17 protein-coding genes and 1 pseudogene are annotated in these 15796 nt (G+C 66.7%); 14 read left to right on the forward strand and 4 right to left on the reverse strand.

All coding sequences use genetic code 11. From position 1 onward, the window contains the following. The first annotated feature begins 1510 nt into the window (after nucleotides 1-1510). Nucleotides 1511-1777, forward strand: a complete 267-nt coding sequence (locus O3W51_RS39780) for a helix-turn-helix transcriptional regulator (protein ID WP_269288713.1) — start codon at nucleotides 1511-1513, stop codon at nucleotides 1775-1777. 298 nt (nucleotides 1778-2075) lie between these two features. Here O3W51_RS39780 and O3W51_RS39785 read toward each other — a convergent pair whose 3' ends face one another. Continuing rightward, nucleotides 2076-2273: a hypothetical protein gene (locus tag O3W51_RS39785; RefSeq protein ID WP_269288714.1), complete on the reverse strand. Its 198-nt coding sequence runs from the start codon at nucleotides 2271-2273 to the stop codon at nucleotides 2076-2078. A 350-nt stretch (nucleotides 2274-2623) separates the two neighbouring features. Between O3W51_RS39785 and O3W51_RS39790 the strand changes: the two genes are divergently transcribed. Beyond that, nucleotides 2624-2995, forward strand: coding sequence for a site-specific integrase (locus O3W51_RS39790; protein WP_269288715.1), 372 nt, complete (start codon nucleotides 2624-2626; stop codon nucleotides 2993-2995). A gap of 534 nt (nucleotides 2996-3529) precedes the next feature. Here O3W51_RS39790 and O3W51_RS39795 read toward each other — a convergent pair. Beyond that, the gene (locus tag O3W51_RS39795) at nucleotides 3530-4264 is read right to left on the reverse strand and encodes a PIG-L deacetylase family protein (RefSeq protein ID WP_138359189.1); all 735 of its coding nucleotides are present in this window, start codon (nucleotides 4262-4264) and stop codon (nucleotides 3530-3532) included. A 148-nt stretch (nucleotides 4265-4412) separates the two neighbouring features. Between O3W51_RS39795 and O3W51_RS39800 the strand changes: the two genes are divergently transcribed. The 12 genes from O3W51_RS39800 (at nucleotide 4413) to O3W51_RS39855 (ending at nucleotide 15185) form a co-directional block, all read left to right on the forward strand. Beyond that, complete coding sequence (locus O3W51_RS39800) at nucleotides 4413-5633, forward strand: trans-sulfuration enzyme family protein (RefSeq protein WP_138359191.1); 1221 nt, start codon at nucleotides 4413-4415, stop codon at nucleotides 5631-5633. A 30-nt stretch (nucleotides 5634-5663) separates the two neighbouring features. Next, on the forward strand, nucleotides 5664-6119 hold the full coding sequence (locus O3W51_RS39805) for a MaoC family dehydratase (RefSeq protein WP_138359193.1): 456 nt from the start codon (nucleotides 5664-5666) through the stop codon (nucleotides 6117-6119). Between the two features lie 33 nt (nucleotides 6120-6152). Next, nucleotides 6153-6977, forward strand: coding sequence for a class I SAM-dependent methyltransferase (locus O3W51_RS39810; protein WP_269288716.1), 825 nt, complete (start codon nucleotides 6153-6155; stop codon nucleotides 6975-6977). A gap of 222 nt (nucleotides 6978-7199) precedes the next feature. Next, complete coding sequence (locus tag O3W51_RS39815) at nucleotides 7200-8255, forward strand: class I SAM-dependent methyltransferase (RefSeq protein ID WP_269288717.1); 1056 nt, start codon at nucleotides 7200-7202, stop codon at nucleotides 8253-8255. Between the two features lie 58 nt (nucleotides 8256-8313). Continuing rightward, nucleotides 8314-9207: a diiron oxygenase gene (locus O3W51_RS39820; RefSeq protein WP_269288718.1), complete on the forward strand. Its 894-nt coding sequence runs from the start codon at nucleotides 8314-8316 to the stop codon at nucleotides 9205-9207. Between the two features lie 26 nt (nucleotides 9208-9233). Then, on the forward strand, nucleotides 9234-10082 hold the full coding sequence (locus O3W51_RS39825) for a tRNA ligase subunit PheS family protein (RefSeq protein ID WP_269288720.1): 849 nt from the start codon (nucleotides 9234-9236) through the stop codon (nucleotides 10080-10082). Continuing rightward, entirely contained in the window at nucleotides 10069-10587 is a 519-nt protein-coding gene (locus tag O3W51_RS39830; RefSeq protein ID WP_269288721.1) for a holo-ACP synthase, read from the forward strand. The genes O3W51_RS39825 and O3W51_RS39830 overlap by 14 nt, the downstream gene beginning before the upstream one ends. Then, nucleotides 10529-10768 (forward strand): acyl carrier protein, encoded by a 240-nt coding sequence (locus O3W51_RS39835; protein WP_138359203.1) that lies wholly within the window; start codon nucleotides 10529-10531, stop codon nucleotides 10766-10768. Before O3W51_RS39830 ends, O3W51_RS39835 begins: the two co-directional genes overlap by 59 nt. Before the next feature lie 125 nt (nucleotides 10769-10893). Next, on the forward strand, nucleotides 10894-11925 hold the full coding sequence (locus O3W51_RS39840; protein ID WP_138359205.1) for a carbohydrate kinase family protein: 1032 nt from the start codon (nucleotides 10894-10896) through the stop codon (nucleotides 11923-11925). Between the two features lie 53 nt (nucleotides 11926-11978). Continuing rightward, on the forward strand, nucleotides 11979-12629 hold the full coding sequence (locus O3W51_RS39845) for a maleylpyruvate isomerase family mycothiol-dependent enzyme (protein ID WP_269288722.1): 651 nt from the start codon (nucleotides 11979-11981) through the stop codon (nucleotides 12627-12629). Between the two features lie 124 nt (nucleotides 12630-12753). After that, complete coding sequence (locus O3W51_RS39850; RefSeq protein ID WP_244809903.1) at nucleotides 12754-13335, forward strand: YcnI family protein; 582 nt, start codon at nucleotides 12754-12756, stop codon at nucleotides 13333-13335. Next, nucleotides 13332-15185, forward strand: coding sequence for a copper resistance CopC/CopD family protein (locus O3W51_RS39855; protein ID WP_138359211.1), 1854 nt, complete (start codon nucleotides 13332-13334; stop codon nucleotides 15183-15185). The genes O3W51_RS39850 and O3W51_RS39855 overlap by 4 nt, the downstream gene beginning before the upstream one ends. A gap of 94 nt (nucleotides 15186-15279) precedes the next feature. Here O3W51_RS39855 and fdxA read toward each other — a convergent pair whose 3' ends face one another. Next, the gene (gene fdxA, locus O3W51_RS39860) at nucleotides 15280-15597 is read right to left on the reverse strand and encodes a ferredoxin (protein ID WP_138359213.1); all 318 of its coding nucleotides are present in this window, start codon (nucleotides 15595-15597) and stop codon (nucleotides 15280-15282) included. 14 nt (nucleotides 15598-15611) lie between these two features. Continuing rightward, nucleotides 15612-15796: pseudogene (locus O3W51_RS39865) on the reverse strand (2-oxoacid:ferredoxin oxidoreductase subunit beta); the annotation flags it as partial.

Genomic DNA, 15796 nt, shown 5'->3' on the forward strand with positions numbered 1-15796 from the left:
CCACTGGGACTTTTCTGGGACTTCCGGCCGCATCAACGGGCATTACCGTGAAACAACCGAAAGACCATATTCGCTGGTCGGCGCCCAGCAGCCTGCCATTCCGGCAGGTCACGGACTCGCGTGGTCACTTCCGCGACATCTGACTGGGCGAATGCGGACACCTCCTCTGAGCGCTTACGCAAAGCGAACCGGCACGACCCACACCTGCACCGCCAGACGGGACAGGCGATGCTCCTACGGCAGTACCTCTTGGGGAGAATTTGGGGAGTGCGAGCGCCTCTGGGGAGCGCGTGGGGAGTATCAACTGCACAACCGGGCACGAGTCTGAAAGATCCAGAAAGACGGATCCGCCCAGGCAAGAGCCCCGTTCAGCGACATCACTCCAGGTCAAAGCCGTCAGCTGGACAACTTCACGACGAACGCCACCCGATCAGCTTCACACCGGCGGAGAATCTGGCCTCACCGAGACAGAGGAAGATCGCATCTCCGCACTGGCTGAACGTGCCTCAACAACCCACAGGGGCGCCGATCTCGTGGATCCTCAATGAGCCGATCTGCCCGCCAAATAGCGGTCCGGTGTGCTCCCGCTTCCCAGGAAGCGGGTCCCCGGATGGTCTCCATGTGGGCCTCGATGCGGTTCTGGATATCCGCCTCGACCTCGGCAAGACGTGACTGGACCTCCGTCACGCTCCCTTTTGTGCCGACCAGCATCGGAGTGGGTGGACATTCTGCCGGGGAAGCTCCAGGTCTGCCTTTTAGCACAGGGGGACGGCTCGGACGCTGCTTCCGCAGCCCGGCGATCTCGACATCGGCACAGTCGAGGGTACGTGGGCTGGAGGCACGTGGTCCGCGCGAGAGAGTGACCTGATGCTGGCCCAGTCCGTTCTCATCGGCGGCCCATGCGGCTTCGGGCAGTAGAGCGGCCGTGGCCATCATGGCCGATGCTTCCTTCCGCACCCCCTGCGGTCCACGAAGCGACCTTTGGACTTCGGCCTTCCCCGGAACTGCTGAAGCACGGCCGCATAGTTGTGCGCGCAAACCCTTCGAGGATCAGCAACATAGCGCGGGATCGCCGGTTAGCCAAACCGGCGATACTACGGATCATTGATGGCCCAGCGGCACGGCCTGCCCACGTCGCGGGACCCCGCCAGTACGGCCATCCCTACATAACGCAGCGCCGCCTGCAGCGCTCACCACGCCCAGGGCTCCTTCGGAGCCTGCTCCGGGGCCAATCCAGGACTCCGAAAATACCGCCAGGATTCATCAAGCCATCAAGGTAGACCTACCTACACAAGGGGTCTCTTTACGCCGTTTAGGATGCACTGACGGGTACCAGCGTTCTCCGTAAGAGAACTAGCAACAATCCGGCTGGACTTCCTGCGCCTTCTGTTTAATGTTGTGTCTTGCCCGAGCACAGCCCGGCGCCCTGAGCAATTTCCGCCCTGCAGCCTCTCGAAATCCTCGACCGGTTGTCGCACCCAGCCCTGACCCTCCAACCGCCGGGAAGTCCATGCGTCCAAACACACCGACCACCGAAATTCGCCGTCCCAGGCATGATGAGCCCTCGCCCGGCCTATTGGCCGACGGGTGGTACACGACCGGGGAGATAGCGCGCCTGCTGCGGGTGGACGCCTCCTCGGTCCGCCGATGGAGGACTGCCCGACCCCCGCAGGGACCGCCTTTCGTCCGTTTGTCGGAGCGGGTGGTGATGTACGGCGCCGCCGACGTCGAACGGTGGCTGGCTGGTCGCCGCATCGACCCCGCGCAGGCGGCCTGATGCCCTACATAGAGCAATTGCCGATCGCCGTGGCGTTGTCGGCCGATATCGAGCACCGTGCGAACCGGCCGTTTCCCTACCGGGCGCGCGTGCGCTGGACCGATCCCCATACCGGCAAACGCCGGTCCCTGTCGGAAGCCAGGGCCAGCGTCGAGGAAGCGCAGGAGTGGATCGACGCGCTATTGGCTGCGGCCCTGCGCGGAATCGACCCGACCCGCTCGAATCAGTCGCTGTCCGACTTCGGGAACGCCAACATGACCCTCGCGCTGCGCGGCTTGGAGGCCAAGACCACCGACCCCTATCTGGCCGGATGGCGACTGAGAGTGGTGCCCAGCTTGGGCCACATCCCGGTCGCGATGATCAGCAATGGTGCGGTGGACCGCAGCGTGTACGGGTGGATCGCGGACGAGTGCGGGCGCTCCACCGTCAAGAACAGCCTGGCAGTCCTGGTGCGGGTGATGGAGCAGGCCGTGCGGGACGGCATCATCGCGCGCAACCCCGCGCGCATCGTGGGCTGGCAGTCGGCCTACAAGCAGGCCGAGGACGAACTCGACGACCCCCGCACCCTGGCCCTGCCCGACTGGGCGGCGCTCACCGCCCTGGCCGCAGCGCTGGTGGCACGCTCCCACGGGAACTTCGCCGGATGGGGCAGCGTGGTGATCTTCATGGCCTGCACCGCCGCCCGCATCGGCGAGGCATCCGGCGTGCGAGTCAAGGACATCGACCCGGTCAACTGGATCTGGACCGTGCGCCGCCAGACCACCCCCTCCCCCGGCGGGCTCGCCGACAAGGGCACCAAGGGCAAAAGCGGCCCGCCGCGTCCCGCTCATCGAGGAAGTGCGGCCCTTGATCGCGCAACGCCTGCTGGCCGCCGGCCCCGACCCCGACGCCCGGCTGTTCACCGGCCCGCGCGGCGGACGCATCACCACCGCCGTCCTGCGCGATGCCACCCACTGGGACCAAGTCGTCAGCTCACTGGGCCACGAAAAGCTGCGCCGTCACAGCCTGCGCCACACCGGGCTGACCTGGATGGCCGACGCCGGGGTGCCACTGCACGTCCTGCGGCTCATCGCCGGCCACGGCTCGCTGCTCACCACCCAGCCCTACCTCCACCCCGACCTACAAGCCATCGTCGCCGCCGGACGATCGCTCAGCGCCCACCTGGCCGGAGCCCCCGGGCCCTCGGACCCGCTCGCCGCGACCCTGCGGGTCTTGTAGAAACCGGACAATGCAGGAGTAACCATTCGCGATCATGGCCCCCAAGCAAACAGGGCCTGATCAGGTGTTTCTTCCTCAGCACCGTCCCCAGCTGGTCCCCAAGCATCTGATGGGCTGTCACTTTGACGCCTAGTCAGAGCAACGCAAAAGGCCCGCTGACCTGGGACTTCTCCCAACCAGCGGGCCTTTCAGCACCGTCGGGACGACAGGATTTGAACCTGCGACCCCTTGACCCCCAGCGTTCGTCCAAGCCTGACGGACCGTGTCTGGTGGTCCGGTGCAGTCCGGATCGCCCAGGTCAGGTCCTGTGCCACGGGTACCGCCATGACGACGCGTCCCACTCCGTGATGCCTCATCCGTGAGATGCCTGTGAGAGGCAAGGGCGAGTCAAGCCCGGGGTGTGGCATCGGTCCAGGTGCCCGAGGAGGGTATGACCACGGTCGTCCCGGCCTCCAGCGCGCCCTCCAGTCCCCGTCACGCGACCCTCGCGGTACTCACCGGGTTCGGCCGAGATCCCTTCTGGCGATCGTCGCGCTAAAGGGTGGTCACGACGTGAAATGCCTCGGCAAGGCGCCCATCGGGCCAGCCGGCCGCCGTGGCCTGCAGGGCCAGACGCCCCCGGATGGTGTTTTCCAGATCGTCGATGTGTGCCGTCTGAGAGGTGTGGGCGTACAGCGCCTCCATCTTGGTGCCCAGATGCCCGGTGATGTCGACCCAATGGTTGGGATGTGGTGCACCGATCATCCAGATCTCATCGACGGCCCATGCTTCGAGGCCTTCTTCCTCAATGAGGTCGGGGTGGGCGAAGGGGTTACGGGCGTCCGGGTAGACCGCGCGCAGTGTCGCTTCGCCTGCCATGCGGTGATCGGGGTGGAAATCCGGTAGGTGGGGCCAGTTGATCTCGGGGCTGTGCATCACGATCCGTTGCGGGCGTACCTGGCGGATCACGCGGCTGAGGTCGAGTCGCAGACTCGTAGTGACTTCGAGGGCGCCATCGGTGTAACCCAAGAAGTGAACTTCCTTGACCCCGGCGATGTCGGCGGCCCGGCGTTGCTCCTCACGACGGAGCGCCGGAATATCGGCGCGTTGGATGGCGGGGTCGAATCCACCGGCGTCGCCGTCCGTGAGGACGCAGTAGGTGACTTCGATACCGCTCGCAGTCCACTTCGCAACCGTTCCGGAGGCGAGGAAGTCGACGTCATCGGGGTGTGCGGTGATGACGAGGGCGCGTTCGATCTGATGGTCGTGGAGTACCTGCGGATGATCCATGGCCGTTCTCCCTGCCGTTCGGCTACAGAGGATGGTGTGACCGATCGGTCACTGCGCTGCACCTCGAATGGCCTGACGTTCCATCAGGCGGCGAGGTGACCGTTTGTCTCCCTATCGGAAACCCGCGACTTTCTACAGCATGGAACCCATGGTGGGCATCGACGCATCCAAGCAGGCTTCCGGGCTCGGAACTGGTTTACAGCATCCTCAGACGCGTGCCATCCACGTCTCGGCTCCCCCGCTGAGACGTTGTCAGCCGCTGAGCGTGCCGCTCTATCAGAGTTCCGCATTCGCATTCGATCATCCCGACGATCTGGCAGAGGCGATGAACGGTCCGGACGGTGCATTCGTCTACAGCCGGCGCGGGAATCCCACTGTGCGAGCGCTGGAAGAGACAGTGGCTGAACTCGAGGGCGGGGAGGCTGCGCTGGCCACGGCTTCGGGTATGGGCGCGATCAGCGCCGTGCTGCTGTCGGCTCTGCAGACCGGCGACCATGTGATCGCGCAACGCTGTCTGTACGGCGGAACGTACTCCCTGTTCACCGATCTGAGTGAGCGGTTCGGTATCGAAGTGAGTTATGTTTCGGGGCAGAGCGCGGACGAGGTAAGGGATCTGCTCCGACCGACGACGCGGCTGCTGTATCTGGAGACCATCGCCAACCCCACCACCCGGATTCCCGACCTGCCCGGAGTACTGGCGGTCGGCCGACAGGCCGGCCTTCTCAGTGTGGTGGACAACTCCTTCGCCTCTCCACTGCTGTGTCGGCCGCTGGAATTCGGCGCAGACGTCGTGGTCCACTCCAGCACCAAATACCTGGGCGGCCACTCGGATGTCACGGGTGGCGTTGCCGTCTTCGCCTCCCGGGGGCTCTACGAAGCGTGCTGGAAGCATGCCGTCGAACTGGGTGCCACCGCCGACCCGTTCGCTGCCTGGCTGACCATCCGCGGCTTGCAGACATTGAGCCTGCGGATGGAACGTCACTGCGCCAACGCCTCGTCATTGGCCGACCGCCTCGCAGAGCATCCGACGGTGACCGCGGTGCACTGGCCCGGCCGCGACGACCATCCGGACCACGTTCTCGCCAAGCGGGTACTGGACGGCTTCGGAGGGGTGCTCGCCTTCGATCTGGCCGGCGGTCGCCCAGCCGGCCGGACCTTCCTCGCAGGCCTGCACCTGGCCCGACTGGCGCCCTCGTTGGGAGGGGTGGAGACCCTGGTGCTGCATCCAGCCAGCATTTCCCATCGTGAATTGGACGCCAAGGAGTTGGCGGCGGCCGGTATCGGCGAAGGCACCGTACGGGTCTCGGTCGGGCTGGAGCACTTCGACGATCTGTGGGGCGACTTCGCACATGCCCTGTCCGGTCTGTGACCCGCCCGAACCGTCCCTGGGAGGCTCATCTTGCGCTATTTCGAAGACTTTGCCGCCGGAGATGTCCACGACCTCGGGTCAGTGACCGTCACCGCCGAAGAGATCATCGAGTTCGGCAAACGGTATGACCCTCAGCCCTTCCACACCGACCCGGCCGCCGCAGAGGGTTCGGCTTTCGGGGGTCTGATTGCGAGTGGGTGGCTGACCGCGTCGCTGTTCATGCGGGCCTACGTCGACGGTCTCCTGCGCGACAGCGCCTGCGCGGGATCCCCTGGAGTGGACGAGATCCGCTATCACCGGCCGGTGTGCCCCGGAGACACCCTCAGCGCACGGCTGACCGTGCTGCGCACGGGTCCGGTTCTGGGTCGCAAGGACCGCGGGCTGGTGCAGCCTCGCTGCGAACTGCTCGATGACGCAGGGCGGCAGGTATTCAGCATGACGCTGCACAGTCTCTTCCTGCGACGCCCAGCATCGGCGGGGGCCTGAGGAACCGCGTCACCATCGAAAGGATCACAGATCGTGGAAGCCGTTTCCTGTACAGCCCAATGGACCGCCGCAGCTCGTGCGCTGGAGAGCGAACGTGATGACCGGCTGTTCGACGACCCGTTCGCGCGAACGCTGGCCGGTGACACCGGTTTCGCTCTGCTCAAGCGCTATACCGGCGCCGGAACGGTGCCCTTCCTGGCGTTGCGGACGAAGTACCTGGACGACCAGGCGTTGGCAGCGGTGGCGCGCAGTGGGGCACGGCAGGTGGTGTTCGTCGCTGCGGGAATGGACACCCGTGCGTGGCGGTTGACTTGGCCGGAGCACACGGTGATCTACGAACTCGACCGCCCCGCCCTGCTGGAGGCCAAGAGCGCTCAGCTCGCCGATGCCCCGCTGCCGGCGGGTCGCCGGCGGCGTGCCGTAGCGGTCGATCTCGCCGGTGACTGGGCCGGATCACTGACGGACGCGGGCTTCCAGCTCGCGGAGCCGACCGTATGGGTCATGGAAGGTCTGCTGTTCTTCCTTCCGGAGCAGGCCGTTCGCAGCGTGCTCGCCACCTTGCTGCGGCTTTCGGCACCCGGCAGCATCCTGGCAGGGGACATGGCCAGCCGCGCATCGCTCACCAATCCGATGGCGCGCGGCTTCCTGAGCGCTCTGCGGGAGGACGGCGCCGCCTGGCAGTTCGGCCATGACGAGCCGGAGGACTTCCTGCGTTCCTGCGGTTGGCACACCACCCGGACCCTTCAACCGGGCGAAGCCGGTGCCTCCTACGGCCGTTGGCCGTACCCGGTGATCGCCCGGAAGGTCCGCGACGTCCCCCGCTCCTTCTTCTTCACCGCGGAGCCTTCGGTGAGCTGAGGACATCGCGCGCGGGGCCAAGGGCATGCGGCGGGTGGTGACCGAGTGGCCACCCCTTCCGGGGTAGCCGGGCGGACGGGTGGAACTGCTACCTCAACTGCACCTGGCCGAGCCAATACCCTACCGAGGTACCGTACTTTTCGGCCGCCGGGCGTCTCCGAAGAGCCGCCGGCCAGGCGTCATCGCAGGCTTCCATTCCCCATCGGAATCGAGACGAGGACTGTGAACACCCATCCCGCCCAGGAATTTCAGCAACGCCTCGTAAGTGATGCGGCCGCCGCCGTGCGCGGCCTGACGGTCTCCCTCGGAGACCGTCTCGGCCTGTATCGCGCGATGGCCGATTCGAAGCCGGTCACAGCCGAGGAGCTGGCCTCCCGGACCGGCATCCAGCCGATGTACGCACGCGAATGGCTGCACGCCCAGGTCAGTGGCGGGTATCTGCGCACCGACGCGGCAGGCGCGCGGTACTGGCTGCCGGCCGAGCACGTGCCGGCCCTCGCCGACCGCGACAGCGACCTCCACGCGGCGCCGTTCTTCTCCGCCCTGGCCGCGCTCTACACCAGCGAGGACTCGCTGGTGGACGCGTACCGGGACGGCGGTGGAGTGGGATGGGACGAGCACGACGGGACGCTGGACGACGCCCTGGCCCGGTACTTCCTACCTGGCTATCGCGCCCATCTTGTTCAGCGGTGGATACCCGCGCTGGAGGCGGCAGAGGACCGGCTCAAGGATGGTGGACGGATCGCGGACGTGGGGTGCGGGGTGGGGTACTCCACGTTCCTCATGGCTGAGGCTTTCCCGGCCGCACAGGTGCGGGGTTTTGACTACTACGCGCTGGCCATCGAGCAGGCCCGGGACTTGGCGGCACAACGCGGCCTGCCCGAAGAGCGAGTGGACTTCTCGACTGCCGGGGCGGACGCGTTCGAGGGCGGCCCATACGACCTGGTGACCACGTTCAACTGCGTGCACGACATCGGCGATCCCGACGCTGTGGCACGCCACATCCGCTCCCAGCTGTCCACCGACGGCACGTGGATGATCGTTGAGCCGAACGCCGACCCTGACCCGTTGCGCAACACGCACCCGGCGGGTCGGCTGTTCATGGCTCTGTCGGCAGTGATGTGTCTGCCGGCCGCGGCCGCCCAGAAGGGCCCTCGCGCCCTGGGCAACCACTCGGGCGAGGACACCTTGCGCGAGATAGCCCGCAGTGCCGGATTCACGCGATGGCGGAAGGCAGACGCGACACCGGTCAGCGCTGTCTACGAGGCGCGCCCCTAGCCGTCGCGCCGACGTACCGTGCCGCTTCCCGCCCGCCCCCTCGCTCTCCGGAGGATCCGTGACCATCACCGACCACGCTGTGCCGGACCGCTTCGTCGAAATCCTCGACCGGCTCGGCCGCATGTCCGTCGAGGACTACTACAACCCGTATCGCATGTTCGAATGGGCGGACCAGCTCCCGGAGAACGCCTACTGGATGACTCCTGAACTGATCACCGCCCATGGCACACCGGTCGAGGACGAGATCGGCGTGGAGGGAATGAAGCGGCTGTCGCGATGGGAGAGCATCAATTTCTACAGCCTCAACGTGCACGGAATCCGTGAGCTTCTGATCGAGGTCATCAGGCGCATCCATACGCCGGGGTTCGAAGTTCCCTCCGAGTTCTTCCACCACTTCATCGGTGAGGAGAACGAGCACATGTGGTTCTTCGCCGAGTTCTGTCGGCGTTACGGCGCTGGAAAGATCTATTCCACCCCTTCCATCAAGACTCAGGATGCGGGCAGTGCCGAAACTGAGAACTTCCTCGTCTTCGCCCGCATTCTGCTCTTCGAGGAGATCGTCGACCACTACAACGCCCGGATGGCCGATGACGGCGATCTGCACGAGACCATCCGGCAGGTCAACCGGATCCATCATCACGACGAATCACGGCATATCGCCTTTGGGCGGGAACTCGTCTCGCTCCTGTACCAGCGGGTCCGCGAGCAGGCCGGCGAGGAGCAGCTGAGGGAGCTGGAGGCCTACCTCAAGCGGTACATCGTCTTCAGCCTGCAGTCGTTCTACAACCCCCAGGTCTACCGGGACGCGGGCTTCTCGGATCCTCTGCAGGTGCGCAGCCGCATCCTGGCCGATCCGTACCGGCGCACCGCGGAACGCAAAGCAGTCCGCAAGCCCGTGTCGTTCTTCGTCAAAACCGGCATCTTCTCCGACTCCGAGCTGTACGCGGCCTGAATGGCGCGCCCGGCGGAAGGAACACGATGACTCCCCTGTCCACCCGGTCGACCACGGCCGCGCCCCCCACCGGCGTCGCCGTCCTCGGCCCGCAGGCGACCGCACTGCTGTACCTGCTCGACCGGGCCTTCGAGTCCTGGGGTGTCCAGGCCGGAGCCCAACCCATGATCATGCCGCCGCTCATACCGGTCGAGCAGCTGGCGGAGCTTGACTACTACCGGAACTTCCCGCACCAGGCCGTGGTCACCGCCCCGTTGCGTCTGAACGGTCCGGACGCCGGCCATGATCCGGTCGGCGGCGGTTTCGCCCCCCAGACACTGGAAACGGCCCGCTTGGCCCTTCCGTCGGCCGCTTGCTACGGCGTGTATCTGCACCTCGCCGGCCAGGAGCTCGACGCTCCGCAACGCGTCACGGTATTGGGCCGATGTTTCCGCCGTGAGGAGCAGTACGAAGACCTGCGACGTCTCCTGGGCTTCCACATGCGGGAGATCGTGGCAGTCGGCGACCGGGAGTTCACCGAGGAACATCTACGGCACTTCACCGCCCAGATAGAGAACTTCGCGGCCCGCCTGGAGCTGCCCCTGCGCAAGGAGGCGGCGACGGATCCCTTCTACGACTGCGGCGGCTCCCGGGCCCGGCTCCAGCAGCTGGCACCGGTGAAGTACGAGTTCCTGTACGAGGATCTGGCCATCGCTTCGGTCAACGTGCATCGCAACTTCTTCGGCGAACGACTGGCGATCACCCTGAACGGCGAATCGGTCTTCACCAGTTGTGTGGCCTTCGGCCTCGAGCGGTGGCTCTCGGCCCTGACCCGGCGCTTCGGCGGCTGGGCGGAAGCCACTGCCGCCGTGGAGCAGGCACTTGCCCAGGGATGAGAACGGTCCCGGCGCCGAGTGCCCGCCCGGCGATATCGGGGTCGACATCATGCTGACCAGCCGCGTGGACCGCATGCTGGCCGAGCATGGTGACGAGGTGCTGGCGCGCATGCTCACACCGGCCGAACTGGGCGACTGCCATCGCGACGGGAGTCTGGACATCCTCTCCGTGGCCGGCCGTTTGGCCGCCAAGGAGGCCGCCTTCAAGACCTTGAACACGAGCGGTGTCGTACTGCCCTGGCTCGCCATGGAAGTACGGAAGGCTCCCGGCGGCAAGCCCGTCCTGAGCCTGCGGTCCACCGCGCGAAGGCTGGCAGAACAAGCCGGTGTATCCGGCATACGGATCAGCATCGGCCACGACGGAGCCTATGCGGTCGCCATCGCGGCGGCGTCCCCCGGATCATTCCCTCCCCCACGCACCGCCCCCTCAGCGAAGGAGAACTCCCATGGACGCACCGCTGCAGCAGATCAAGGACTGGATCCTCAAGCGCCATCCCGAGCGTGAGGACATACCTGGTGACCTCGACCTCATCGAGAACCGGCTGATCGACTCCCTCACTTTCGTGGAGTTCCTGTTTCTGCTGGAGCAGCTCAGCGGTCGCAGTATCGACATGGACGCCATCGACATCGAGGACGTGCGATGTCTGGATGTCATCCACGAGCGGTACCTCCTGCCCGTCGGCTGAACCCCTGTGCCTGCGGCCCCGCCGGTGTCAGTGGCCTGGCGGGGCCGCTGACCACTTTCGGAACGAGCGCCTCCTGCCGATGTCTCTGCCGGAATCCGTCCGTGAACCACCAGAAGGGACACGCTGTGCGCCTGGCTGTCACCGGCTCCATCGCCACTGACCATCTGATGACGTTCCCCGGGCGGTTCAGTGACCAGCTCATCGCCGATCAATTGGCTCACGTGTCGCTGTCCTTCCTGGTGGACAGCCTCCACATACGCCGGGGCGGCGCTGCGGCCAACATCGCGCTCGGCCTGGGACGACTGGGGCTGAATCCGCTGCTTGTCGCGGCGGTGGGCGGCGACTTCTCCGACTACGCCGTGTGGTTGAACGGCAATGGCGTCGACACTCAGCACATCCGAACCATTCCGGATGCCTACACCGCTCGTTTCCTGTGCACCACCGACGCCGCGCAGAACCAGATCGCATCCTTCTATCCCGGAGCGATGCGTCATGCGAGAGACATCGACCTCGCTTCGGTCCTTGAGGCAGCGGGCCCGGTGGATCTCGTACTGATCGCTCCCGACGACCCCGAAGCGATGCTGCGGCACACCCGCGCCTGCCGCGCCACTGGCACCCCGTTCGCGGCCGACCCTTCCCAGCAGTTGGCAACACTCGACACCGACCGAGTCAAGGGCCTGGTCAACGGCGCCAGGTACTTGTTCACCAACGCCTACGAGCGGGCGTTGCTCCTTGAGCGCACAGGCTGGCCGGAAAGTACGGTCCTGGAACGGGTCGGCACCTGGATCACCACGCTGAGCGAGGGTGGCGTCCGCATCGACCGCAGCGGTCACACCACCTTGCACGTACCCGCCGTTCCCGTTCCGCACGTCACGGATCCAACCGGAGCAGGTGACGCATTCCGCGCCGGCTTCCTGGCTGCGACAGCGCACGGCCTGGACGCGGGCGCGGCCGCGCTGCTGGGCTGCACCATGGCGGCCTGCGCTCTGGAAGCCGTCGGACCGCAGAGCTACCGGGCCACCCTCCCGGAGCTCACCGCACGGCTCACCCAGGCATACGGTCCTGCCGCCACCAGTGAGCTGCGAGCGATGCTGGCAGGGACGAACAGCGCGGCGGAATCGCATGCACCGGAGCCCAGCCCTGTTTCTAGGAGTTGACCATGGAAGTCCTGCCTACAGCCAGTCCCTCCGATGCACAGGGGGGCCGCACGATGCCCATCGCCGTGGCGGGCTCGTCCTGTGCCGAACGCCTTCTGCTGACCGAGCAGCGCGACCTGATTCCTGTCCTCTGCGCGGCCCCGGTGCGGTGGTTCGCACATCCGACCGCATGCCCCGGCTGGAACGTACGGGACCTTTTGGCGCACTGCTCGGCCGCCCTCACCCGCATCACCCTCGACCAGGTGCACGACTTCTCCCCCGAGTGCAACCAGCGCGACGTCACCGATCGGCAGGACTGGCCCATCAGCCGGATCATCGACGAGCTGGACCACGGCTATGGGACCGCGGGACCAGTCATCAGCAACTCCGCCGGGCAGCTGGATGTGATCGGGCTGGGGGAATGGGTCCATGCAGGCGACATCCGCGCGGCTTGGGATCTCACACCCGCCTATGCGGCGGCCGGCACCGACGATGCCCTGGAACTGTTGGCGAGGTGCAGTGCGCAACGCAACACCCCGCTGCTGATCGCCCATCTGCCGGACCGGGATCTGGAACTCGGGACCTGGCTGCCCGACCAGCAGTATGTGGCGGACCTGGTGACCGACGCGGAGACACTCATTCGCCTGTACACCGGTCGGCCGATCGCCGAACGCCCCTTCGTTCTCAGCGGAGCTACCGCTCAGGACCTGGTCATCTACCGGTAGGACGGTGCATCGAGTGCCCGGTTCACTCTTCGGTACCGGCGTGCACCGCAGTCCCCTGATCGTTACGACTGTTGCCGCCGCTGCCTTCCTTCTGTCTGCTCCGGCCGCGGCCGCGCATGTGACGGTGCAGCCGGACCACGCGGTTCAGGGCAGCTACGTCTCAGTTGTCTTCCACGTACCGAGTGAGCAGAAGAACACGACCACGACACGAGTGGAAGTAGTGCTCCCCACTGACCATCCGATTGCCTCGGTCCGTACGCGACCGCTGCCGGGGTGGTCCTCCCAGGTGGAGAAGAGCAGTCTCAAAACCCCACTGTCCACGGACGACGGTCAGGTCACCGAGACGGTGTCCAAGGTGGTGTGGACCGGAGGAGCCATCGGCATCGACCAGTTCGAGGAGTTCGAACTGGCCATGGGCCCCTTGCCCACCGCCGGCGATGCCCTGGTTTTCAAGGTCCTGCAGACCTACGGCAACGGCACTGTGGCTCGCTGGATCGACCAACCGTCGACAACCGGAGCCGAGCCGGAGAATCCGGCCCCGGTGCTGCGCCTGACCGCTGCACCGGCCAAGAGCCCCAGTGCTGCGGCAGTGACGCCCGCGTCGTCATCTCCGGACGTGCTGGCACGGGTCCTGGCCGTGCTGGGCCTCGCGGCCGCAACCGGTGCGGCGGCCCTGAGCGTGGTCCGGCGGCGGGGCACACGATGACCCAGGCGCGGCGCCCGCATCGGAACGAGATGGTCGGCAAGGCCCTGCTGCTCCTGGTGACGGCTGCGTGCTGGCTCTTCACCGCGACAGGAGTCGCCTCGGCTCACGCGGCGCTGCTGACGTCCGATCCCGTGCCAGGCTCCGTGGCAAAGGTTGCTCCGCGGCAGGTGACCTTGGTCTTCGGGGAGTCCGTCAGACTGTTCGACGACTCGATCCGCGTTATCGCTCCCGATGGCCGACGCGTTGACGCGGGTACCCCGCAGAACCTGGTCGGTGAGCAGAACGCCGGGCGCGTCGCGCTGCGCGAGGACCTCCAACCCGGCAGCTACACCGTCGCCTGGCGGGCCGTCTCCGCAGACTCACACATCATCTCCGGGGCATTCGTCTTCGCCTTCGGGCACACCTCAGCCACCGCGTCCGTGCCCGCCGTACGCGCGGCGCCCGCCATCAGCATGCTCTACGGAACGGCGCGCGCACTCGGGTATGTGGGATACGCCTTGACCGTGGGAACAGCCGGCTTCGTTCTCGTCTGCTGGCCTGCGGGTGCGAACCACCGCGGCGTGCGCCGCCTGCTGCTGGCCGGCTGGATCACGCTCACCACGGCGACGGCGAGTGCACTGGCGCTGAGCGGGCCCTACCAAAGCGCCGGAACGTTCTCCCAGATGTTCGACACGTCGTTGCTCTCCGGCACCCTTCATACGCCCATCGGCGGCGCCCTGGCCCAGCGGATGGTCCTCCTCGCGGCAGTCGGCCCCTTCCTGTGGCTGCTGTGCAGTCAGCTGGGACGTGAGTTGAGCCCGCTCCACGAACGACGGGAAGAGGCAGCGAGCAAGCAGCGGGACATCCGCCGCGGGCTGACGGCAGCGGGAGTGGTGCTGGCGGGCGCCATCGCGGTGAACTGGGCGTCCGCCGGTCATGCGGCTGAGGGCATTCAAGTTCCGCTGGCCCTGCTGTCCGACAGCCTGCATCTGCTCTCGATGGGCCTGTGGATCGGTGGCCTGGTCGCGCTGCTCGTCACGCTCAAGCCCAGCCCCGGCCCGAAAGGGCCGACCGCAGCATCGGTCGACCGGTTCTCCGTGCTCGCCGAGTCCTGCGTCGCGGTACTCGTCGTCACCGGGATCTATCAGTCGTGGCGCGGCTTGGGCTCATGGGGGGCCATGACCGGCAGCGGATACGGCCGGCTGCTACTGCTCAAGGTCGGCGCTGTCGTACTGCTGGTCGCCCTGGGGGCGCTGTCCCGGCGCCATCTCGTCAGGCAACGCGCCAGCGCGTCGGCACGTAGCTCCGCACCGTCCAGACAGGTCGTTCCGGGCACGGTTCGTGTCCTGGAGCGTGCGGACACTGCTCCCGTCATCAACCCTGACGATCCGCGACGACTCCGGCGCTCCGTCGCAGCCGAGACCGCCGTAGCGGTCATCGTCCTGGCCGTCACCACGCTCCTCACCAACTCCGCGCCCGGTCGCAGCCAGGCCGTCGCCGCACCCGGCTCTGTGCGGCCCGCCGACATCAGAACCGCCGTCCCCTACGACACAGGTGGCGCGGGTCCCGATGCCTCAGGACGAGTCGTGGTGTCGTTGCGCTCTGCTCCCGATACGGGCGCCTCTCAGTTGACAGCGGAGGTCATCAACGCCGATGGACGCGCCGCACGGGTGGCCGAGGTGAGGATGGCCTTCACTCTGCCGAGCAGGGATGTCGGCCCGCTGCGCGTGGTCCTGTCGTCCGTCGGCGCTGGACGGTGGACAACCCCCGCGGTCCAGCTGCCCTTTCCAGGTGACTGGCAGATGGCCGTGACGGTCCGCAGCTCCGACATCGACGAGGCGACCCGCACGACCTCTCTCCGGATCGGCTGACTCCCGACCGGTCGGCATCCCGGGCCGACACGAACCGTGGGGTGGTCCGAGCCTCCAGGCCCGGACCACCCCACGGCGCAGCAGCTCCCCGGAATCACTGAACTTCGCTGACCGGCTCCGCATCCACCACACTGTGGTCGGCCGTCAGCGGATGGTCGCTCGCTCCGGAGGGCTGATCGCCGGCGAACACTTCCCGGTCCGCGGTCAGGTAGGGCGCCCACTCGGACGGCACATCCGTCTCGAAGAAGATCGCCTCGACGGGGCAGACCGGTTCGCACGCGCCACAGTCGACGCATTCGTCGGGATGGATATAGAGCTTGCGGGGGCCCTCGTAAATACAGTCGACGGGGCATTCATCGATGCAGGCCCGGTCCTTCACGTCGACACACGGTTGCGCGATCACGTACGTCATTCGAGTTCCAGCTCCTAACGAGGGTTTACGGTCCAGGTGTCCTGGCCGGCGAGCAGTGCGGCGAGGTCGCCTTTGCCCTTCTCCTCGACGGCGCGTTCCAGCTGGTCGGACATGTCGGCGTCGTAGACCGGCCGTTCGACGCTGCGTAGCACCCCGATGGGGGTGTGGTGCAGCGTGTCCGGGTCGGCGAGGCGGGACA

Source organism: Streptomyces sp. H39-C1, from assembly GCF_027158125.1.
Taxonomy (GTDB): domain Bacteria; phylum Actinomycetota; class Actinomycetes; order Streptomycetales; family Streptomycetaceae; genus Actinacidiphila; species Actinacidiphila fildesensis.

Excerpts from the sequence above, each read along its gene's own strand:
- O3W51_RS39835 (WP_138359203.1), top strand. The coding sequence starts at position 10,529 with ATGGACGCACCGCTGCAGCAGATCAAGGACTGGATCCTCAAGCGCCAT.
- O3W51_RS39845 (WP_269288722.1), top strand. The coding sequence starts at position 11,979 with ATGCCCATCGCCGTGGCGGGCTCGTCCTGTGCCGAACGCCTTCTGCTG.
- O3W51_RS39795 (WP_138359189.1), bottom strand. The coding sequence starts at position 4,264 with ATGGATCATCCGCAGGTACTCCACGACCATCAGATCGAACGCGCCCTC.
- O3W51_RS39855 (WP_138359211.1), top strand. The coding sequence starts at position 13,332 with ATGACCCAGGCGCGGCGCCCGCATCGGAACGAGATGGTCGGCAAGGCC.
- O3W51_RS39825 (WP_269288720.1), top strand. The coding sequence starts at position 9,234 with ATGACTCCCCTGTCCACCCGGTCGACCACGGCCGCGCCCCCCACCGGC.
- O3W51_RS39780 (WP_269288713.1), top strand. The coding sequence starts at position 1,511 with ATGCGTCCAAACACACCGACCACCGAAATTCGCCGTCCCAGGCATGAT.
- O3W51_RS39800 (WP_138359191.1), top strand. The coding sequence starts at position 4,413 with ATGGTGGGCATCGACGCATCCAAGCAGGCTTCCGGGCTCGGAACTGGT.
- fdxA (WP_138359213.1), bottom strand. The coding sequence starts at position 15,597 with ATGACGTACGTGATCGCGCAACCGTGTGTCGACGTGAAGGACCGGGCC.